The sequence below is a fragment of the Capnocytophaga leadbetteri genome (assembly GCF_003054025.1).
Classification (GTDB): domain Bacteria; phylum Bacteroidota; class Bacteroidia; order Flavobacteriales; family Flavobacteriaceae; genus Capnocytophaga; species Capnocytophaga leadbetteri.
On the sequence record NZ_QBKG01000019.1, the window covers coordinates 1 to 20,686 of the forward strand.

Annotated in this window: 16 protein-coding genes; 12 read left to right on the forward strand and 4 right to left on the reverse strand. The window is 39.3% G+C overall.

The features are described from left to right. Nucleotides 1-311: 311 nt before the first annotated feature. Nucleotides 312-1,466, reverse strand: a complete 1,155-nt coding sequence (locus C8P65_RS10680) for a site-specific integrase (RefSeq protein WP_107782791.1) — start codon at nucleotides 1,464-1,466, stop codon at nucleotides 312-314. Between the two features lie 229 nt (nucleotides 1,467-1,695). Here C8P65_RS10680 and C8P65_RS10685 point away from each other — a divergent pair, with 229 nt between their 5' ends. The 5 genes from C8P65_RS10685 to C8P65_RS10705 are packed head-to-tail and all read left to right on the forward strand — an operon-like array spanning nucleotide 1,696 to nucleotide 6,045. After that, nucleotides 1,696-2,646 (forward strand): phosphoribosylaminoimidazolesuccinocarboxamide synthase, encoded by a 951-nt coding sequence (locus C8P65_RS10685; RefSeq protein WP_107782792.1) that lies wholly within the window; start codon nucleotides 1,696-1,698, stop codon nucleotides 2,644-2,646. Nucleotides 2,647-2,650: 4 nt separating this feature from the next. Beyond that, entirely contained in the window at nucleotides 2,651-3,781 is a 1,131-nt protein-coding gene (folK, locus tag C8P65_RS10690) for a 2-amino-4-hydroxy-6-hydroxymethyldihydropteridine diphosphokinase (RefSeq protein WP_107782793.1), read from the forward strand. A gap of 20 nt (nucleotides 3,782-3,801) precedes the next feature. Then, the gene (gene panB / locus C8P65_RS10695) at nucleotides 3,802-4,620 is read left to right on the forward strand and encodes a 3-methyl-2-oxobutanoate hydroxymethyltransferase (protein WP_107782794.1); all 819 of its coding nucleotides are present in this window, start codon (nucleotides 3,802-3,804) and stop codon (nucleotides 4,618-4,620) included. A gap of 11 nt (nucleotides 4,621-4,631) precedes the next feature. Then, a complete protein-coding gene (locus tag C8P65_RS10700) occupies nucleotides 4,632-5,444 on the forward strand; it encodes a YoaK family protein (RefSeq protein WP_107782795.1) in 813 nt (270 codons plus the stop codon). Continuing rightward, a complete protein-coding gene (locus C8P65_RS10705; protein WP_107782796.1) occupies nucleotides 5,362-6,045 on the forward strand; it encodes an RluA family pseudouridine synthase in 684 nt (227 codons plus the stop codon). Before C8P65_RS10700 ends, C8P65_RS10705 begins: the two co-directional genes overlap by 83 nt. A 4-nt stretch (nucleotides 6,046-6,049) precedes the next feature. Here C8P65_RS10705 and C8P65_RS10710 read toward each other — a convergent pair whose 3' ends face one another. After that, nucleotides 6,050-7,843, reverse strand: coding sequence for an AMP-dependent synthetase/ligase (locus C8P65_RS10710; RefSeq protein WP_107782797.1), 1,794 nt, complete (start codon nucleotides 7,841-7,843; stop codon nucleotides 6,050-6,052). Between the two features lie 291 nt (nucleotides 7,844-8,134). Here C8P65_RS10710 and C8P65_RS10715 point away from each other — a divergent pair, with 291 nt between their 5' ends. The 7 genes from C8P65_RS10715 to C8P65_RS10745 all read left to right on the forward strand — a co-directional run bounded on the left by C8P65_RS10715 (nucleotide 8,135) and on the right by C8P65_RS10745 (nucleotide 17,340). Next, complete coding sequence (locus C8P65_RS10715; RefSeq protein WP_107782815.1) at nucleotides 8,135-10,678, forward strand: DUF2339 domain-containing protein; 2,544 nt, start codon at nucleotides 8,135-8,137, stop codon at nucleotides 10,676-10,678. 129 nt (nucleotides 10,679-10,807) lie between these two features. Continuing rightward, entirely contained in the window at nucleotides 10,808-11,491 is a 684-nt protein-coding gene (locus tag C8P65_RS10720) for a PAS domain-containing protein (RefSeq protein WP_009388566.1), read from the forward strand. A gap of 49 nt (nucleotides 11,492-11,540) precedes the next feature. Then, the gene (locus C8P65_RS10725) at nucleotides 11,541-12,218 is read left to right on the forward strand and encodes a PAS domain-containing protein (RefSeq protein ID WP_095914420.1); all 678 of its coding nucleotides are present in this window, start codon (nucleotides 11,541-11,543) and stop codon (nucleotides 12,216-12,218) included. A gap of 85 nt (nucleotides 12,219-12,303) precedes the next feature. Next, nucleotides 12,304-15,162, forward strand: coding sequence for a DEAD/DEAH box helicase (locus C8P65_RS10730; RefSeq protein WP_107782798.1), 2,859 nt, complete (start codon nucleotides 12,304-12,306; stop codon nucleotides 15,160-15,162). 53 nt (nucleotides 15,163-15,215) lie between these two features. Further along, complete coding sequence (locus C8P65_RS10735) at nucleotides 15,216-15,503, forward strand: hypothetical protein (protein ID WP_095914418.1); 288 nt, start codon at nucleotides 15,216-15,218, stop codon at nucleotides 15,501-15,503. 36 nt (nucleotides 15,504-15,539) lie between these two features. After that, nucleotides 15,540-16,049, forward strand: coding sequence for a DUF4252 domain-containing protein (locus C8P65_RS10740; RefSeq protein WP_107782799.1), 510 nt, complete (start codon nucleotides 15,540-15,542; stop codon nucleotides 16,047-16,049). A 7-nt stretch (nucleotides 16,050-16,056) separates the two neighbouring features. After that, nucleotides 16,057-17,340 carry a dihydrolipoamide acetyltransferase family protein gene (locus tag C8P65_RS10745; RefSeq protein WP_107782800.1) on the forward strand — a complete coding sequence of 428 codons (1,284 nt, stop codon included), beginning with the start codon at nucleotides 16,057-16,059 and terminating at the stop codon, nucleotides 17,338-17,340. Nucleotides 17,341-17,417: 77 nt separating this feature from the next. On the opposite strand, the gene ftsZ is transcribed toward C8P65_RS10745, so the two are convergent. After that, nucleotides 17,418-19,217, reverse strand: a complete 1,800-nt coding sequence (ftsZ, locus tag C8P65_RS10750) for a cell division protein FtsZ (RefSeq protein ID WP_107782801.1) — start codon at nucleotides 19,215-19,217, stop codon at nucleotides 17,418-17,420. Nucleotides 19,218-19,240: 23 nt separating this feature from the next. Continuing rightward, nucleotides 19,241-20,671: a cell division protein FtsA gene (gene ftsA / locus C8P65_RS10755; protein ID WP_107782802.1), complete on the reverse strand. Its 1,431-nt coding sequence runs from the start codon at nucleotides 20,669-20,671 to the stop codon at nucleotides 19,241-19,243. Nucleotides 20,672-20,686 lie beyond the last annotated feature (15 nt).

Below are 20,686 nucleotides of genomic sequence, written 5' to 3' on the forward strand. Positions count from 1 at the left end.
CCTGTAATGAAGCAACAAGCATCACCAACCAAGGACACAAGAACCAAGCATCAGCAAGCAGGAACCTGTAATGAAGCAGGTACTTCGATACAGGTACGTTCGTAGGGTATCATACAAGCAAAAAAATGTAACCCACTGATAATCAATACAAACTCATTTTTTTTCGTTTATACTGAAAATCAACAAGTTACATAAGTGCCTAAAAATCAATATAAACCCAAATTTGGGTTTATATTGAAAATCAGCAAGTTAGATTGGAAAATAAAAAAGCACTCCGAAGAGTGCTAAAAAAAGAAAATCAAACTAAATAATTAGAAATTAACGCTTTGTAGGCTGTTTATCATTGTTTCGTCTATTAAGTGTGTATATATTTGCGTTGTATCTATTTTGCTATGCCCTAAAATCTTTTGTACAACGTATATATTTACCCCCTTACTTAGTAAATATGTAGCGGTTGTGTGTCGTGCGCTGTGAAAAGTAATGTGCTTTTCAATGCCTGCAAGTTCGCAAATTCGTTTAATATATCTGTTTAATGTATCATTTCTTATAAACTTAAAAACTTGCATACTACCAAAAATATAGTTACTTCCTATGATTTTTAGGGGTTTCCCATTAAAAAGTAAGTATATAGGTATCATTAATTTTTCATCAGTTTTTTGCTGCTTTTTTTCTATCCACTTTTGCCCGTTAATAGTTACTATATTAGACGGGCGAAGCGTTATAATATCAGAATAACGTAGCCCCGTATAAACAGAAAATAAAAACAAATCACGGGCATATATTAGTTTTTTGTCTGTTAGTGTTACATTTTCTATTTGTTCAATTTCAGAAGCTAATAAAAACGCCTTATCAGTTTTTTTTACTGTTATTTTGAATTTTCTAAAAGGATATTGATTTATATTCATAAGGTCGGAATTTATAGCCAAATTAACAAACTTACGAACAAGGCGCAAGTGTGTAGCTACACTATTAGCTTTTAAATTTTGTTCAAGCAAATACTTTTCAAAGGATTTTAAAAAATCAAAATCAATATCAGAAAAAGACAAATGTTTATTAAAGTTATTAAGGTGCTTAATAGTTAATAAAAGAGCTTTTTTTGTGCTTTGTTTTACTGTATCTTTTTCAATTTGCAAAGCACACCAAGAGTTAAAAGTATTATTTTTGGAGGAATTTAAAGCATTAGATAGCATTTCCAGATTAATAGCTTTATTATTGTTTATTCGTTCAATTTCATAATTTTCTAATGTACGAAGCATTTCAGATATAAGGGCATTTTGCTGTATAGCATTAGGCGTCCCTTTGATTGTTTTTGTTTTTTCGTGCCATTGTGTAGGTGCTACCTTAATTTTAGTATCAAAGTATTTACGTTTGCCGTTTAAATAGCATTCAATTTGTATGGGTGCCTGTCCGTGTTTATTAAGTTGGTTTTTGCGGTTGAAACGAAGAGTGTATTTTATCTTTTCCATTATATTTTAATTAAATTAGCGGGGCAAAGATAATAAAAAAAATCGGTATCAAACGGGTATCAAAAATTTTGATTAAGATAGTAAAAAACACGTATTATTAACAACCTAAAAGAAAGGCAAAAGGTTTAATTTTGAAATATTTAGCATCAAATTTTGTCAAATACTTGATAATTGACAATTATTTTGTACTTTTGCCGCGAGAATGAATATTATCTAAATTTTTAGAATGATGAATACCATAACAAAAACTAACTTTAAATTTCCCAAACAAAAATCAGTATACAGAGGGAAAGTACGCGATGTGTATCAGCTGAAAGATGATACCCTCATAATGATTGCTACCGACCGTATTTCAGCTTTTGACGTTATCCTTCCTAAAGGGATACCTTACAAAGGACAAATACTCAACCAAATGGCTGTACGCTTCTTAGAGCAAACTGAAGATATAGTACCCAACTGGCTAACTGCCTCGCCCGACCCTAACGTATCTATTGGGCAGGTATGCGAACCCCTAAAAGTGGAAATGGTAATACGTGGCTACTTGGCCGGACACGCTGCTCGTCTGTACAAAAACGGTAAGCGTATGCTATCAGGGGTAGCGCTACCTGAAGGATTGAGAGAGTTTGATATTTTCCCTCAACACCCTATCATCACCCCTGCTACTAAGGCAGAACAAGGACTACACGATGAAGATATATCGCGCGAGGAGATTATCAGAAGAGGTATCGTAAGTGAAGAAGACTATCGCTTAATGGAGAAATATACCTATGCGCTCTTTGCTCGTGGCACCGAAATAGCGTCAAAACACGGACTTATATTAGTAGATACTAAATACGAATTTGGCAAAACTCGCGATGGCGAAATAGTGCTTATAGATGAAATTCACACTCCGGATTCTTCTCGCTACTTCTACAAAGAAGGATATGACGAACGCCAAGAAAAAGGAGAACCCCAAATACAACTATCAAAAGAATTTGTACGCCAGTGGCTTATCTCGCAAGGCTTTCAAGGTGAAAAAGGACAAAAAGTGCCTGAAATGAGTGATGCTTATGTGCAATCGGTTTCAGACCGCTATATAGAGCTCTACGAGAACATAATGGGCGAGAAGTTTATACCAGGTGATACTACCGATATAGAAGGACGTATCTATGAAAATGTAGAGAAATATTTGAAGAGTTAGTTTTTTGAATCACGATATATACATATCATTGGGGAGCAATCTGGGAAACCGGAAAGCATACTTGCAGCAAGCTATTGAAGGAATTGCCATGCGAGTGGGTACTATCGTTGATATTGCCCCTATTTACGAAACACCTTCGTGGGGTTTTGCAGGCGAGGCATTCCTAAATACTTGTTTGTTATGTAAGTCCTTTCTGTCGCCAGAGGAAGTGTTATCGCAATTACTACAGATAGAACACGAGTTAGGAAGAGAGCGCGTACCCAACCAAAAGGGGTATCAATCGCGCACTATTGACCTTGATATACTGTTTTATGACGATAAGGTTATCAATAGTGAACTACTGACAATACCACACCCTCTGCTACACCGACGCAAGTTCGTACTACGCCCTTTAGCAGCCCTCGATGAACAGAAAGTACACCCTATACTACAGAAAACAATAGGTGAACTGCTACGCACTACCGATGACCCATCGCCTGTGCAACGCCTATCTGACCAACTGACATTCCCTGCACAGAAATCACCTTTTCTGAACTATAAATATATAGCTATAGAAGGGAATATAGGCTCTGGGAAGACTACATTGGCAACTAAGATAGCTGAAGACTTTAATGCTAAGCTCATCTTAGAGCAGTTTTCTGACAATCCTTTCTTGCCTAAATTCTACGAAAATCCTAAACAATACGGTTTTACCTTAGAAATGTCGTTCTTAACAGAGCGCTACCAACAGATGCGCGAGCAGCTTGCCCAAATGGATTTATTTAAGGAGTTTGTAGTATCAGATTACGATATATTTAAATCGCTTATTTTTTCTAAAGTTACTCTTAGCGAAGATGAGTTTGTACTATACCGAAAGCTCTTCTACCTACTCTACAACCAAATTATCAAGCCTGATTTGTACGTATTCTTATACCAGAATACTGACCGCCTGATTGAGAACATCAAAAAGCGCGGAAGAGCATATGAACAGAATATATCGCCTGATTATCTGAAGAAAATACATTACGGATATTTAGATTTCATACAGAAGAATACCGCTATCAACTCACTCATTATCGATGTTACTGACCTCGATTTTGTAAAACATTATAACCATTATGAACTTATCATAGAGAAGATAAGAGAGTGTAATTAATTTTATAAAAACATAAGAAAATGTCAGCTGTTAGAAAAGAATACAAACGCGTAACTACCAAATCGGTAGTAGAAATGAAAGCCAATGGCGAGAAGATATCAATGCTTACTGCCTACGATTATACTTTTGCTAAATTATTAGATAGTGCAGGTATTGATGTACTATTAGTAGGCGACTCTGCCAGCAACGTAATGGCAGGACACGAAACTACCCTACCTATCACTTTAGACCAGATGATTTATCACGCTTCTTCTGTGATAAGAGGCGTTACACGTGCTTTGGTAGTAGTAGATTTGCCTTTTGGTACTTATCAGTCTGACCCTAAGAAAGCATTGCGTTCAGCTACTCGCATAATGAAAGAAAGTGGGGCTCACGCTATCAAATTAGAAGGGGGTAAAGAGGAAGCAGAGAGCATCAGACGAATAGTAAATGCTGGCATACCCGTAATGGGACACTTAGGACTCACTCCGCAATCCATACACCAATTTGGTGGGTTTGGTCTGCGCGCAAAAGAAGAAGCTGAAGCTCAAAAACTAAAAGAAGATGCTAAACTATTAGAGCAGTTAGGCTGTTTTGCAATAGTATTAGAGAAAATACCTGCTGCTTTGGCTAAAGAGGTAGCTAAGAGCGTACGAATACCTATCATAGGTATTGGGGCTGGCAATGGTGTTGATGGACAAGTATTAGTAATGCACGATATGCTGGGAATGAGCAATGAGTTTCACCCTAAATTCTTGCGCAAATACGCTAACCTACAAGAAGTTATCAACGAAGCAGTAACCCACTATATAGCCGATGTTAAAAGCGTTGACTTTCCTAATGAAAACGAAAGTTATTAGAATGCCGAAAAATGTTTAGACATCAAGGGAAAAGTCGAACTGCCAAACATAATTTACAAATAGCCGTAGTGCTCTCATTCGTTGCAGGAATGGTGAACGTTACCGGCTTTTTGTTTATGGATAAACTCACCACCAATGTTACTGGGCATTTTGCTTACTTCATCTACGATGTATCTGTAGCCGAGTTTTGGAAAGGGCTTATCTACTTCCTTTATATCTTTGCTTTCTTAGCGGGTTCTTTCTGCTCTGGACTACTGATAGAGTACGCCAATTATCACCGCAAACACAATAAATACCTAGCCCCTACCCTTTTAGAATGCTTTTTGTTATTATTGGTATGGGGGTTAAACACTTTCTCAATAGGTGGTATACCCCAGAATATAACCGCTTGTATACTACTCTTCGCTATGGGGCTACAAAATGCCTTCGTTACCAAAACATCTAATTCGGTAGTGCGTACTACCCATCTAACAGGGCTCTTCACCGACCTTGGTATCGAACTATCGCAACTGCTTTACCTTCATAAAAATCACTATGAAACATATTTGATAGAACTACGCAACCGTATACGGCTGCGGCTATTTATCATTACCTTTTTCTTCTTAGGAGGCTTCTGCGCAGGCTATTTCTACATAGCCCAACAATGGCAACTCTATACTTTACTACTCTCTGTTGCTATCTTATTATTAGGGCTCTTCTATGACGGAATGCGCTTCTTTTACTTTAGAAATAAACGACATTATGAAACTTACAACAAACGCCGAAAACGTAGACGTGCTATACGAAGACAATCACGTAATAGGCATAAACAAGCGCGTGGGTGACATTGTGCAGGGCGACAAAACTGGCGATACCCCCCTTAGCGAACATCTAAAGGCTTACCTGAAAAAAAAATACAACAAACCTGGTGAAGCATACCTCGGTGTAGTACATCGGTTAGATCGTCCTACCACTGGGGTAGTTCTTTTTGCTAAAACCTCCAAAGCCCTCAGTAGGCTAAATGCTATGTTTGCCGACAAAGCGCAGGTACAGAAAACCTATTGGGCATTAGTAGATGCAATGCCCCCTACTACTGAAGGCACTCTTACCCACTGGTTAGTGCGCAATGAAAAACAAAACAAATCAGTAGCGCATAATAAAGAAGTGCAGCACAGCAAAAAAGCCGTACTGCACTATAAATTATTGAAGTCTTTTGACCATTATCACCTATTAGAAATAGACCTTATCACAGGTAGGCATCACCAGATAAGAGCCCAATTAGCTGCTATAGGATTGCACATAAAAGGCGACCTAAAATACGGTGCTAAACGCTCTAACCCCGACGGGGGCATCTGTTTGCACGCCTATAAACTCACTTTTGAGCACCCCGTGAAGAAAGAAGTCATCAGTATTGAAGCAGCCCCTAATTGGCAATTAAGCAAATAGCTGATTAGCGATACATTGCTTCTATCTCACGACTATAATTAGCATAAATCACCTTGCGGCGAAGCTTAAGCGTAGGAGTAATCTCATTGCGCTCAATAGAAAAAGCAGTAGGCAGCAGGGTGAATTTTTTTATCTGCTCATAATCAGGTAAATCACTTTGGAACTTCTGCAACTGCTTGCCTATATACTCTATTACTTGACTGTGCTTAATGAGGTCTGCCGTGTTTTTATATTTAATATTGAGGTCTTTGAATGCCTGAGTAAGCATCTCATAATTAGGCACTATCAAAGCTGATACAAACTTCTTGCCATCGGCTATCACCGCTATTTGCTCAATAAGGTTATACTTGCCCACCTTACCTTCTATCAGCTGAGGGGCTATATATTTTCCGTTAGAAGTCTTCATCAACTCTTTAATGCGCTCAGTGATGAAAAGATTGTTATTACCGTCTATTCTACCAGCATCACCCGTACGCAAAAAGCCATCAGGAGTAAAAGCCTTAGCCGTTTCTTCAGGGTTCTTATAATACCCCTTCATCACCATACCTCCTTTTACTAATATCTCATTATCCTCGCCTATGCGCACTTGCACATTGGGCATTAGTGTACCTACTGACTGTAAATTGAAACGATTATCACCCCAACAAGATACAGTAGCCGTAGTTTCGGTCATTCCGTAGCCCAATTTGACATTGATGCCTATCGATTGGAAAAAACGCCCTATACTCGGCTCAAGATTGGCACCTCCGCAAGGCATAAACTTAATACGTCCGCCCAAAACCGCTTTAAGCTTGGTATAGACCATTTTATCAAAAAAGTTATACGCCTTTTTCAATAAAAATGATGGTTTGCGGTTTTGCTCTTTGAGGGTTAATACCCTGCGACCTGTTTTAACAGCCAATTTGAAGAGCATTCGCTTTGCAAAGGACGAAGCATCAGCCTTATCGTGCACGGTAGCGAATATTTTCTCATAAAAGCGCGGCACAGCACACATCAGCGTAGGACGCACCTCAGCAAGGGCTTCGCGCACCAAATTAGTATCTTCTAAATAATAAACCACAATCGCTTTGTAAAGACAGAAGAACGTCCAAGCGCGCTCATATACGTGCGTTAGCGGCAAGAACGACAGCGAAGAATCGGTGTCATCTACCTCAAGCCTTTGCGAGTGACCAAGCATCTGATAAGCCAGATTTTCGTAAGTAAGCATAACCCCCTTAGGCTCGCCCGTAGTACCCGAAGTGTAGATAACCGTAAAAAGGTCAGATAAATCTCTACTATCTATGCGCTGTTGTAACTCCTCATCTAAGGCATTATTATTGCCTAAAGCCAAAAAGTCCGTCCAGTGGATAGAGTATTTTTGTTCTTTTAGCGGTATATGGTCATCAAAAAGGATTATTTTCTGTAGAGAAGGGCATTGGTCGGCTACTTCTAAAGCCTTGAGATATTGTTTTTCATCTCCTACAAAGAGGAATTTTATCTCAGCGTGATTCATCACGTAGAGGGCTTGTTCAGCAGTGTTAGAAGTGTAGATAGGTACGGTTACGGCGCGTATTTGCAAACACGCAAGGTCGGTAAGTGTCCATTGGGGGGTATTCTGAGAGAGGATACCCACCGTTTGCTGTGGGGCAACCCCTTGCTGTAGCAATGCCTTAGAAAGCTGAGTAGTGATGGTGCCCAATTTTTCCCAAGAAATCGGTTGCCAATGAGCGTCAATTTTCCTCATCAGTGCCTCTTTCTTAGGGTACTTCTGAATGTTCTCACGAAAGAGAGAAACATAATGGTAGGCTGTTAAATCCATTTGTTAGTGAATTAATTAGTGGGGCAAAGGTATAAATTATTTATCAATTAGCAAATTATTTAGTTTAATAAGAGGGGCTGGAGTTCGCTTATCCTTCGCTTATCCTTCGTCACATACTCGGCTGTGCCAGCTCGCCGACTTTCCTTCGCTCGTCCTAAAGGGTACGTATATCCAAAGTAAAAGGAAGGTAGGTATAAAAGATTTTTCTTCTTTTATTTGCTTTCTAAAAATTATTCATTACTTTTGTACTCTGAAATCGAAAGCGAACATTCCGCTTCAATCAAGAAACCTATGCGCATAGATAAAGATTTAGATACCTTAATCGACAAAGTAGATAACGTAGTAGATAGACAATACGACTTTATCAAAGAAGTAAAAGGCATCAAAGAAACTATATGGAAAATGAAAGCTGAAATGGCTACAATGCCTACTGCTTCAGAAACCGTAGTTGAACCTATTGTTGAAGAGGCTGCTGCTGAACAACCTATTGTTGAGGAAGTTACTGCTGAACCTATTGTTGAGGAAATTACTACTGAACAACCTATTGTTGAAGAGGTTACTACTGAACAACCTATTGTTGAAGAGACCACAACTGAACCTATTACTGAGGAAGTAGAATCTGTAGCCGAGCCTATAGCTGAAGAGGCTCAGGCGCCTACTGCTCCTGTAGCTGAAGCTGCTCCTACCGCTTCTTTTTATAACAAAAAGGAAAAAGAGCCTGTGTTTGAAAAATCATTTGATGACCTATTAGGAAAGAATAAAAACCGAGATTGGGAGCGCTTTATCGGAGAGAATTTATTTAGCAAAATAGGGATTGGTATTATCCTAATTGGGGTATTTATAGGGGTGAAATATTCTATCGACCACAACCTTATCAGCCCAGCTATGCGCTTAGTTTTGGGTTACCTAACGGGGGTTGCTCTATTTGTAACCGGAGCTGTGCTCAAGAAGAAATACGAGAATTTTAGCGCTGTGTTAGTCAGTGGTGCTATGGCTATTTTCTATTTCGTTACCTTTATAGCGTATTCTGTCTTCGACTTTTTCCCGCAGTCGCTCACCTTTATACTGATGTTCCTCTTTACCGCCTTTACGGTATTGGCATCGCTTAGCTATAATCAGGTGGTGATAGCCCTTATTGGCTTAGTGGGCAGCTATGCTGTGCCTTTCTTGCTGAGCAATAACTCTGGGCGGGTAGATATTCTCTTTGCCTACACGGCTATCATCAATATAGGGGTGCTGGTGCTATCGTTCTACAAGCGGTGGAATTCCTTGCTCATCTCTGCGTTCTTATTCACGTGGGTATTACTGCTTTCGACTTGGGAACTAGCTGATAACGAAGTGTATTTCAGTGCCTTCCTAACCTTTAATTTTGTTACTTTTACTACTTTCTACCTCTCGTTTATAGCACAGAAGCTACACCAAGAGCCCGAACTTAGCACCGTAGATGTGGCGCTGTTCCTTATCAACAGCTTAACATTCTATGGCTTAGGAGCTTGGCTCATCAACAACCATTACCACGACAATACGTGGGTAGCTCTTTTCACCTTGTGCAATGCGTTGTTGCACTTTGGCGTAGCGGCTTATTTCCATCTGAAAAAAGTACCTTCTACGCAACTGAAATATTTGGTGTTAGTATCAGCGCTTTCGTTCGCCACCTTAGTAATCCCTATACAATTTAAAGGTTCGTGGATTACGCTATTCTGGAGTGCTGAAGCGGCTCTATTATTCTGGTTAGGGCGCACCAAAGCCTTGGCAGTGTATGAGCGCATCAGCTACGGGGTATTGGTGTTAGCTACCGGAAGCCTATTAATAGACTGGTATAAAGGTTCTTACAACATCTACCTACTCTCTACTGCCGATTACGTTACTCCGTTTGCCAATTCATTATTTGTAAACGCCCTATTGTATGCGGCTGCCACCTCTTTTATGGCTTATATACATCAGAAAGTGAAAGGCGGAGGAGAGTATGCCAATTCGATTACTTTCTTTTTGAATATATTCTCAGTAGGTTCGCTGTTTTGTACCTTCTTCCGCGAAATTATCGTGTTATGCGATATGCGCATTTTGCAATACCCTAATGCGTTAGACAATGCTATGCTAATGGAAGATTTATCGCTGTTCAAAAATATCTGGCTACTTATCTACTGCTTGCTATTTGCATCGGGCTACAGTATGCTGAACCTCAAATACAACAAACAAAAAACGCTGGCTGAAGTACAAATGGGCATCAATTTTATTCTGGGGGCCTTATTTATGACCATAGGCTTGTACTACTTTAGCGAGTTGCGCGAACGTTATATAAGCGAGGCGGCTAGAGGTTATCAGCTTTCGTTGTGGTTCTTAAACATCAGATATTTGGGTATAATAGCATTTGCTGCTTTGTGTTATACTATCTGGCAATTGCAAAAGTTCCTCAACTTATCGGCAAAATCTAAGCTAAAATTAGAGTTATTGCTACACTTAGTAGCCTTATGGGTAAGCAGCAGTGAGCTATTGCATTGGACGGAATTGTATGAATCGAGCTCTAACTACAAATTAGGACTTACCATACTATGGGGAGCCTATGCGGTACTATTGTTAGTATTAGGGCTTTTCAAAAAGAAGAAATACCTACGTGTTTCGGGTATTGTACTTATCAGTTTTAGTGTGTTGAAATTATTTTTCTACGACATTACCCACTTAGATACGCTGCGCAAAACGATAGTATTCGTATCATTGGGGGTATTGATGCTAATAGCTTCTTTCTTGTACAACAAGTACACCAAAGAAATTGATGAGGATAAAGAGGAAAAACCAGAAGAAGAGCCTTCTGTAGAAGAGAAATCAAACAACTGATAATCAACTTTATAAAAGAAGAAAAAAGTCAGTATTAAAACTTTTATGAAAAGTTTATGATAAAAAAGTATGGCTTTATTAATAAAAAGATTTATCTTTGTGCGATAATAACCAAAATAAAATTTTGCAATGATTAGAGATTATAGAGACATTGAGCTCACCGTAGAACGCCCTACCCCTATTGATAAAGAAGTGGTATGGGATAAATCAAAAGTAATTATCAGTGAAACCGATGTTTATGGGCGCATTACTAACGTAAATGACGTATTTTGCACCGTTTGTGGTTATACAGCTGCTGAAATGATTGGGCAGCCTCATAGCATTATCCGTCACCCTGATATGCCTAAAATCACTTTTAAACTCCTTTGGGATAACCTTAAATTAGGGAATAACTTTGCTGGGGTAGTGAAAAACTTGGCTAAATCAGGAGAGTATTATTGGGTAATCACCGACTTTGAAATGCGTCGCGACAGTGCAGGCAACATCACTCACTACATCGCTCGCCGTAAGTCAGTGCCTAAAGGGGTAATTGATAATTACGTAGCTCCTCTTTACCAAACCCTCGTAAAACTTGAAAAAGTAGGAGGTATGGACTTAAGTGCTCGTTTCTTCAAAAACTATTTGGATAAACAAGGTAAAGACTACATCGACTTTATCATTGATGTGATGAACGAAAACCGCGAAGATGTAGCCTTCCAAGATATACCTATGGCTCCAATGGATTCTAACAAAGTAATATCAGATGACATCGTAACGGTAAGCGATGCTATGAACGAAAAACGCAAGAGTTTCTTTGGCAGATTGTTTTCATAATCAGGCGATGGAACTATAAAATAATAATCATTAAAAAAAAGTAAACAGTATGTCAGATTTTACAAATCCTATCCCTACTATTGAAAGACCTACCCCTATTGACCGCGAAGTACAATGGGACAAGACCAAAACCCTTATTAGCGAAACAGACGTAAAAGGTACTATTACCAATGTAAACGATGTATTCTGCGCTGTAGCTCACTACTCTGCAAGCGAACTTATCGGGCAGCCTCATAACCTTATACGCCACCCCGATATGCCTAAACTTATCTTCAAACTCCTTTGGGATAACTTAAAAGTAGGCAATAACTTCGTAGGTGTGATTAAAAACTTAGCTAAAACAGGTGAATACTACTGGGTAGTAACCGATTTTGAAATGCGCCGCGATGCTATGGGCAACATTACTCACTACATCGGCAGACGTAAATCTGTACCTGAAGCTGCTATCAATAACTATTTGGCTCCTTTTTACGAGTCTCTTTTGAAAATGGAGAAAATAGGAGGCGTTGAACTTAGTAGCCGCTTCTTCAAAAACTATTTGACAAAACAAGGTAAAGACTATATCGACTTTGTGATTAGCATTATGTCTGAGAACCAAAATGCTTTCACAGCAGAAACTGTTAATTCTATTGATAATAGCAATGTAAGTGTTTCTGACAATATCTACCACGTAGATCAATCAATGAACGAAAAACGTAAAAACTTCTTTGAGCGTCTATTCTCATAAAGTTTAATGTTCTTATTTCATAGTTTAAAATCCCTGTATATCTAAATATGCAGGGATTTTTACACAATAATACTTTGCCTATTATATGTTTCTTTTCATCGATTTCACTTTTCACCCTATTATAGAGCTTGTGCTGCCCAATGCTTATATTGCCGAACAGCGCAATGGCTACTGCGTATTTTACAAAAAAGCTTCTGATGAAGTATTGCGCAGTTTGCCCAATTGGGAGCTCTCCTCAGCTGAAAAGGAAGCTCTTTCAATTATCAACAGCCTACAACCTAACGAATTATACCAAAAATACCTGAAAAAAGGTGATACTTTCTCTAAAATATACCAAAACGCACAAACTAAGAAGCATATTCAGGAGCAAATAGAGGATAAAACAGATAAACTACTAATGCTTATCTGTAAGAATGAACTTTTTATCACTACCAATTACACGCATAAAGACGAATTAGTAAAGAAACAAGTCCTCACTACCACTCAGGTACTCGAACCTATATTAGAATTGAAAAAAACAGAAGAGGGCATACGCTACCGACTGCTATTAGACGATGGCAAGCAAACCTTATTGCCCTGCCAGAGCCATATAGAGTTTCTGAACAAGCATCACGCTTGGGTTATCTTAAACAAGAAAGTGGTGAGAATAGCCCATATTAAAACATCGCACCTTACTCCTTTCTTAAACAAAGAAACGACTATTATACCAGAGAGAAGTTTCCCTGAGTATTTTGAGAAATTCCTTAAGAAAATACTTCGCAATGCAAAAGTATTGCCTATAGGCTTTGACATCATCGAGAGGAATGAACTGACTGATACTGCTATAGAAATCTTTTTCGACTTTTTTGCTAATCATTATAAAATACACCTGCTATTTCACTACAATGACTATGCTTTCAGCAGTCATCAGCATAAAACTATACAATCTGACCTACAAATAGATGATAATAAACGTATTTTTATCTATAATTACCGAAGAAATACTACTGAAGAAGCTAAAAAATATGCTATTTTAGAGCAAATGGGCTTTACTAATCAATCAGGAACTTTCTTTTTAGAGAGTACAGACCCTTTTGCTTCGTATTTTCATCTATTGCACCACAGAGAATCGCTCATTGCAGCAGGTTTTAGCTTTCACCCTTTCGTAATAGACGGCGGCAAAGAGGTAACTATAGCTCCGTCAGAACTGATTTTCAACCACACACACACCGAAAATGACTGGTTTGACCTATCCATAAAAGTAAAACAAGGCGATTCTTTATTCGATTTTAAAGATTTAATCAAAAATATCAAAGAAAATAACCCTATATACCCACTCCCCAACGGTAAAATATTCATTATACCCCAAGAATGGTTCAGCAAATTTCAATCTATCGCCAAATATGCTAAGGTACAAAAAGAAAAACTACAGCTTGCTAAGAGTAATTACGCTTTATTAGAGGCTATACCCGAAATAAAACCACAGTCGTTAGTAGAAAAAGTGAGTTACACCCCCTCTGATAAGCTAAAAGCAACGCTACGCCCCTACCAAATAGAGGGTGTTGAGTGGCTACTACAGCACTATCACAACGGGGTAGGCGCTTGCTTGGCTGATGATATGGGGCTCGGGAAAACCCTACAGACAATAGCTCTGTTAGTAAATATACACGACAGCCTACCCGAAAAATCTATTGACAGCAACGACCTATTTTCGGGAGTAGAGGTACAAAAAGAAGCCCTAAAAGTACTCGTTATTTTGCCTTCATCGCTTATTTTCAATTGGTATGACGAAGCTAAGCGCTTTGCCCCTCACCTAAAGTGTACCCAATATGTTGGCACGGGCATAGAGCGCAAGCGAAAAGTAAGGCGACTCACTAATTACGACCTTGTTTTTACCAGTTATCCTATCGTAGAGCGCGACATCAAAGAGCTTCAGCAGCTCGATTTTCGCTATATTATCCTCGATGAAAGTCAGCGTATTAAGAACAAAAACTCTAAGACTTTTAAGGCTATTAACAGTCTGAAAGCCCCCCATCGCATAGCACTGAGTGGTACCCCTATAGAAAATTCCCTGAGCGATTTATGGTCGCAAATGCAGTTTATCAACCCCAATATACTGAAGAGTTACCCTTCTTTTCACAAAAACTACGAGATAGAAATCAGCAAGAAGAAAAACCTTCAGGCATTAGAAGAGCTGAAAACTATCATCAGTCCTTTCTTGCTCAGGCGCACCAAAGAGCAAGTACTCGATGACTTGCCCGAAATGGAAGCCCAAATAATCTATTGCCCTCTTACCGAAGAACAGGCTAAGTGGTACGAGAGCGAAAAATCAAAAGTGCGCAACCAATTGCTACAGATTGCAGCGCCTATCACAGAGTTTAATGCGCTGAATATGCTTACCAAACTCCGACAAATCAGCAATCACCCTATGTTGGCAGATAAGGACAGCCTTATTCCTTCAGGAAAATACGAAGAGGTTGTAAATTGTATGCAAGAGTTGGTACAGGCATCGCACAAAGCTCTTATTTTTAGCAGTTTTGTATCTCACTTAAGCATTTATGAGCAATGGTGTAAAGAAAACGGAGTGAAATACGCTAAACTTACCGGTAGTACCCCTACTGCCGAGCGCAAAAATGAAGTTGAGGCTTTTCAGCAAAACCCCGAGGTCACGTTCTTTTTTATATCGCTTAAAGCAGGCGAGGTAGGGCTCAATCTTACTCAGGCGTCATACGTGCTGCTGTTAGACCCTTGGTGGAATCCGTTTTCTGAAAAACAAGCCATTGCAAGGGCGCACCGCTTAGGACAGAAAAACAAAGTAAACGTGGTGCGCTTCGTCAGCAAAGATACCGTTGAAGAAAAAATCATTCGGCTGCAAAAAGCCAAAACTGACCTTGCTGACGATATTATAGGCGAACAGAATTTTATCAAAGAAGTTATTTCGAATATGAATACTCTTTTGGAATAAATTTTGCAACTTGTTACTTGCTAATTATTATTTATTTATTATCTTTGCAGATTATGAAGCTAAAGTTATTTCGATTACCTAAAAACAAACGTTTTAATTATACCCCTCGCTATTATGAGGGGAAAGAAGAAGGCAACGCTTTCGAGATGGGGTCGCGCATTCGCAAAGACCGCGAAACCGTTTCTAACCATTTTACTGAGCAATGGCGCAGTATCCGCAGCGAAAGTAGGAATAAGAAAAACGCACAATTCAATAAAACTTTCTGGATTGTACTGATTATCTTAGTGCTATTATCACTCTATTTCCTTGATTTCGACCTTTCTATATTCCTGCGGAAATAAAATAAAAAGATTGTCAAACCAAAATAAACGCTCATTATGAAGATAAATAAGTTATTTATATTGCCCGCACTACTCGTAGCAATGAGTGTCTGTGGGCAACCCGCTTTTGATAGATTAGAAGCTAATAATGACATCACTACATTAGTGGTCTCGCAAAAGATGTTTCAGATGCTTTCTAAAATCGATAGTAAGGATGCTGATGCTAAAGAGTTTATGGATATAGCTAATAAACTCAAGAGTATGAAGGTATTCTCTACCGAGAATGCTAAAGCTGCTTCGGTGATGAAAACTGAAGTGCAACAATATGTTAAAAGTGCAGCTCTCTCTGAACTGATGCGCGTAAAAGACAAAAACCAAAACGTGAAGTTCTATACCAAAGGCGGTAAAGATGCTAACAAAGTATCTGAACTGCTAATGGTGGTAGAACCCTCTACAAACACTACGCAAATGGTTATCCTATCGCTTACCGGCGACATCGACCTTAGCAAATTAGGTGTTTTAACTAAGAATATGAACCTTCCACAAGAAATAAAAGATATAAAGTAGTACAGAAATGGCAAGATACGAATTAAAATTACCCTCTATGGGTGAAAGTGTGGCTGAAGCTGTGGTTACCAACTGGCTCAAAAAGGTAGGCGACCCTATTGAAGCCGAAGAAGCTATTGTAGAAGTCGCTACTGACAAAGTAGACTCAGAAGTGCCCAGCGAAGTAAGTGGCATAGTTTCTGAAATCCTCTTCAAAGTAGATGAGGTAGTAAAAATAGGTCAGGTGATGGCTATCATCGAAACCCAAGAGTCAGCAGACGCCTCGGCTCCTCCTCAACAAACTGCTGAAATACTGATGCAAAACATAAGCGATATAAAAGAGACTACCCTTAGCCCTCAAATAGACTTTAGTGGTGCTGAGCGTTTCTACTCTCCTTTGGTGAAGAATATCGCTAAACAAGAAGGTATTAGCTTTGATGAATTAGCCCATATAAAAGGCACCGGACTAAACAATAGGGTAACTAAAGATGATATCCTAGCTTATATAGCCCACAGAACCCAGCCTAAAGCTACTACTGTAGCTCCTACTCCGGCACCCCCTGCAACAGCAACCTCTATTGATCAGAGAAGCTATACTAAGCACGGCGAGGAGCGCATAGAGATGAGCCGTATGGGCAAGATTATAGCTGAGCATATGACTCTTAGCAAGCAAACATCTGCACACGTACAAAGCTTTACTGAAGTAGATGTAACCCGTATATGGCAATGGCGCAACAAGGTGAAGAAAGCATTTGAGGCTAATGAAGGCGAGAAATTTACCTTTACTCCTATCTTTATGGAAGCTGTAGCTAAGGCTCTCATTGACTTCCCGATGATGAATATATCAGTAGAAGGTACCACTATTATTAAGAAGAAAAACATCAATATAGGAATGGCTACTGCCTTACCTGACGGCAACTTAATAGTACCTGTTATCAAAAATGCTGATGAGCTTAACCTAAGAGGTATGGCTAAAATAGTAAACGACCTTGCTAAGCGTGCTCGTGCTAACCAGCTAAAACCTGATGAGGTAAAAGATGGTACTTATACAGTTACTAATATAGGTTCTTTTGGCAACGTTTTTGGCACACCTATTATCAATCAGCCACAAGTTGGTATCTTGGCAATAGGAGCTATACAGAAAGTACCTGCTGTTATAGAAACACCTGAAGGCGATGTAATTGGTATCCGCTATAAAATGATGCTCTCACACAGCTATGACCACCGTGTGGTAAATGGTGCTTTAGGCGGTATGTTCGTACAACGCGTAGCTCAATATCTCGAAAAATGGGATATGAACCGCACCCTTTAAAATAAAGAGAAAACAAAAAAGGCTGTCTTTTAAAAAGACAGCCTTTTTTGTTTTCTCTTATCAAAAAGATACAATTGTTAATCTACATTATCGTGTAGGTACGAATTGTTTTTTCGTATCTGAAACTCTCCTGAAGAGTCCTTCCCTACCGTAGTACGCGATTGGGTATTAACCGAGCCAAATTTGTAGTTATAATCTTGCAAACGATTAGAACGTTTGTTCATCACATCTGAAATTCGCGCATCCATAGGGGTTAGCCTTATTTCAGTTTCTTCATCTTCAAACATTCTCATTTGTACAGGAGCATTATTAGGCTTTACAGGTGCAGCCATCTTCTCTTCTGTATTATATAATACAAACTCATTATTATTCACCGTTTTATCTTCTACAAACGAGGTTGGTTTGGCATCGCGAAAGGTGCGCTCTAACTCAGTATATTCCTCTAAAGTATAACGTATTTCGCCTGCTTCATTCACTATAGGAGCTGAAGTATAACGGTTTTTAGGCTGCGATGGTTGTGGTTCATAATCTTCCTCACGCAATTGGTGTACAATAGGTGCAGCTACTTCAGCAGCAGCATAGACTTTTTGCTGGCGAGGCACTTCTTGCACTACCTCTTCTTTCTTAGGTTTTTCCCACTTAGGAGCTGTTTTATCTACTATTATAAAACTATCTTCTGTAGTTACCAATTCGCAGTCTGTCCAGATATTGAGTAGGTCAGTAAGTGCGGGTTCTTTTTTTACCTCAGGTACTGATGGCACAGGGTAAACCTCTGTAGCATTAATAGCGGCATTGACTACCACCCCTTTAGGCTCTGTTAAATCGCGAGTAACAGTTTGATTATCATCAAGGACGTGTATTACACGGCGTGGCTCAGCATTTACGATTTCTTTTTGCTGCTCTACATCAAAACCTGTAGCTACTACTACTACCGAAATAGCCTCACCTAACGACTCGTCTTCACCAATACCATAGATAAGGTCAGCCATATTGTCGCCTGCTTGCTCCTGAATGTAGTTGTTAATTTCAGTCACTTCGCGCTGAGTAGCCTCTTTAGAGCCGTAAGTAATCAATACCAAGACATTTTTAGCTCCTACTATTTTGTTATCGTTTAGCAGTGGAGAGTTTAATGCCCCTGTTACGGCATCGCTTGCTCTGTTTTCACCCTCACCTATTGCTGAACCCATAATAGCAGTACCTCCGTTTTCGAGTACTGTACGGGCATCACGCAAGTCGATGTTTACCATATAATGCTTACTAATTACCTCAGCCATTCCTTTGGCAGCTTTTAGCAATATCTCATTGGCTTTGCCAAAACTTTCGCTGATAGTCAGTTCGCCATACATTTCGTTTATCTTATTGTTATTGATAACGATAAGCGAATCTACAGAATCGCGGAGTTTCTTAATACCAGCTTGTGCCTGACGACTGCGTTTTAAGCCTTCGAAGTTGAACGGAGTGGTAACGATAGCTACCGTTAATATGCCCATCTCTTTAGCCTTTTTAGCTATGATAGGCACTGCCCCTGTACCGGTACCGCCCCCCATACCCGCTGTGATAAATATCATTTGGGTATTCCCTTCAAGGGCTTTCTGGATGTTGTTTTCACTCTCTATAGCTGCTTTCTCTCCAATTTCAGGATTATTCCCTGCTCCTAACCCCTCGGTAAGTGTCACCCCTAACTGTATTTTGTTAGGAATATTGCTGCTCTCAAGTGCTTGTGCATCAGTGTTGCAAATTAGGTAATCTACCCCATTGATGCCATTATCGTACATAAAATTGACGGCGTTGCCCCCTCCTCCGCCTACTCCAATAACTTTTATATAATTACTGTTATTTTTTGGAAAATTAAATTGGACATCTTGTGTTTGTTCCATTATCTAAATCATAATTATTTGTTCTATACTTCTTCTTCAGTCTCGCCTATGAAATTTTTTATTTTCTTGCTGACTTTTTCCCAAAACCCTTTGCTACTCTTAGGTTCTTCCTCTTCCTCATCATCTTCTTCTATTTTTCGGCTGACCGCAGCAGCTGAGTCGTCTATAATAGTAGCTATTACTTTTTGTGTTTTATTAATTGGCTGTTCTGCAGGGATTTCTGCTCTGTCATCAGCCTCAGTTACTTCTTGTGCTTTAAGCTCTTCTAAACGTTTTTTGAACTGCTCTTCAGCCTGATTTTCTATAGCGTTCATCACCAATCCTATAGCGGTAGCATATATGGGTGACGTAAGCTTAGGATCTGAATTATCAGCTAAATGTTCATCGGGGTAACCTATACGGGTGTCCATACCGGTAATGTATTCTACCAACTGCACTATGTGCTTTAGTTGGCTGCCTCCTCCTGTAAGTACGATACCTGCAAAGAGTTTCTTCTTAGCCTCTTGGTAACCGTAGTTTTCTATCACCTTAAGCACCAAATTGATAATCTCGCTCACACGAGAGTGGATAATCTTTGAAAGGTTTTTAAGGGTTATTTCTTTAGGTTCTTTTCCTTTTATCCCAGGTATAGAAACTATTTCATTATCGCGGTTTTCACCAGGCCAAGCCGACCCATATTGCACTTTTAGCATCTCGGCCTGACGTGCCAAAATACCACAACCATTTTTAATATCGTCTGTGATGATATTCCCTCCTAAAGGTACTACAGCTGTATGTCTGATAATGCCATCTTTGAAGATAGCCACATCGGTAGTACCGCCCCCTATATCGACTAATACTACCCCTGCATCTTTCTCTTCTTCGCTTAACACTGCTTCAGCCGAAGCGATAGGTTCGAGCGTTAGCCCTACAGGTTTTAGATTAGCAGTCTGTATGCAACGGGTGATACCCTTAATAGCATTTACCTGACCGATTACCAAATGAAAAGTAGCGTCTAAACGCTTGCCCATCATACCTATAGGCTCTTTTATTTCGCCTACATTATCTACTTTATAATCTTGTGGAAGGGCGTGAATGATTTTTTCACCAGGAGCCAAAGAAATAGAGAACACTTGCTCTTTCAAGCGTTCTAAGTCTTCAAAATCTATCAGTTTTTCAGGGTCGGTTCTGGTAATATAGTCGCTGTGCGAACGGCTTTTTATGTTTTGCCCCGCAATACCTGCTACTACATTTTCTATATCGAGACCGGTTTTCTCTTTAGCATCTTGAATAGCATTCATAATCGACTGGGTAGCCTGCGCTATGTTATTCACTACTCCCTTATTGATGCCTTCACTCTTAGCCTGACCGTATCCTAAAATTTTTATCTTCCCGTATTCGTTTTTCGTCCCTACCATAGTTACAATCTTGGTAGTACCGATATCTAACCCTACGAAGTATTCCTTATATTTCATTTTTTTACACGTTTC

Excerpts from the sequence above, each read along its gene's own strand:
- C8P65_RS10730 (WP_107782798.1), top strand. The coding sequence starts at position 12,304 with ATGTTTCTTTTCATCGATTTCACTTTTCACCCTATTATAGAGCTTGTG.
- C8P65_RS10685 (WP_107782792.1), top strand. The coding sequence starts at position 1,696 with ATGAATACCATAACAAAAACTAACTTTAAATTTCCCAAACAAAAATCA.
- C8P65_RS10710 (WP_107782797.1), bottom strand. The coding sequence starts at position 7,843 with ATGGATTTAACAGCCTACCATTATGTTTCTCTCTTTCGTGAGAACATT.
- C8P65_RS10700 (WP_107782795.1), top strand. The coding sequence starts at position 4,632 with ATGTTTAGACATCAAGGGAAAAGTCGAACTGCCAAACATAATTTACAA.
- C8P65_RS10735 (WP_095914418.1), top strand. The coding sequence starts at position 15,216 with ATGAAGCTAAAGTTATTTCGATTACCTAAAAACAAACGTTTTAATTAT.
- C8P65_RS10725 (WP_095914420.1), top strand. The coding sequence starts at position 11,541 with ATGTCAGATTTTACAAATCCTATCCCTACTATTGAAAGACCTACCCCT.
- C8P65_RS10720 (WP_009388566.1), top strand. The coding sequence starts at position 10,808 with ATGATTAGAGATTATAGAGACATTGAGCTCACCGTAGAACGCCCTACC.
- C8P65_RS10745 (WP_107782800.1), top strand. The coding sequence starts at position 16,057 with ATGGCAAGATACGAATTAAAATTACCCTCTATGGGTGAAAGTGTGGCT.
- C8P65_RS10705 (WP_107782796.1), top strand. The coding sequence starts at position 5,362 with ATGAAACTTACAACAAACGCCGAAAACGTAGACGTGCTATACGAAGAC.
- ftsA (WP_107782802.1), bottom strand. The coding sequence starts at position 20,671 with ATGAAATATAAGGAATACTTCGTAGGGTTAGATATCGGTACTACCAAG.
- C8P65_RS10740 (WP_107782799.1), top strand. The coding sequence starts at position 15,540 with ATGAAGATAAATAAGTTATTTATATTGCCCGCACTACTCGTAGCAATG.
- panB (WP_107782794.1), top strand. The coding sequence starts at position 3,802 with ATGTCAGCTGTTAGAAAAGAATACAAACGCGTAACTACCAAATCGGTA.
- C8P65_RS10715 (WP_107782815.1), top strand. The coding sequence starts at position 8,135 with ATGCGCATAGATAAAGATTTAGATACCTTAATCGACAAAGTAGATAAC.
- C8P65_RS10680 (WP_107782791.1), bottom strand. The coding sequence starts at position 1,466 with ATGGAAAAGATAAAATACACTCTTCGTTTCAACCGCAAAAACCAACTT.
- ftsZ (WP_107782801.1), bottom strand. The coding sequence starts at position 19,217 with ATGGAACAAACACAAGATGTCCAATTTAATTTTCCAAAAAATAACAGT.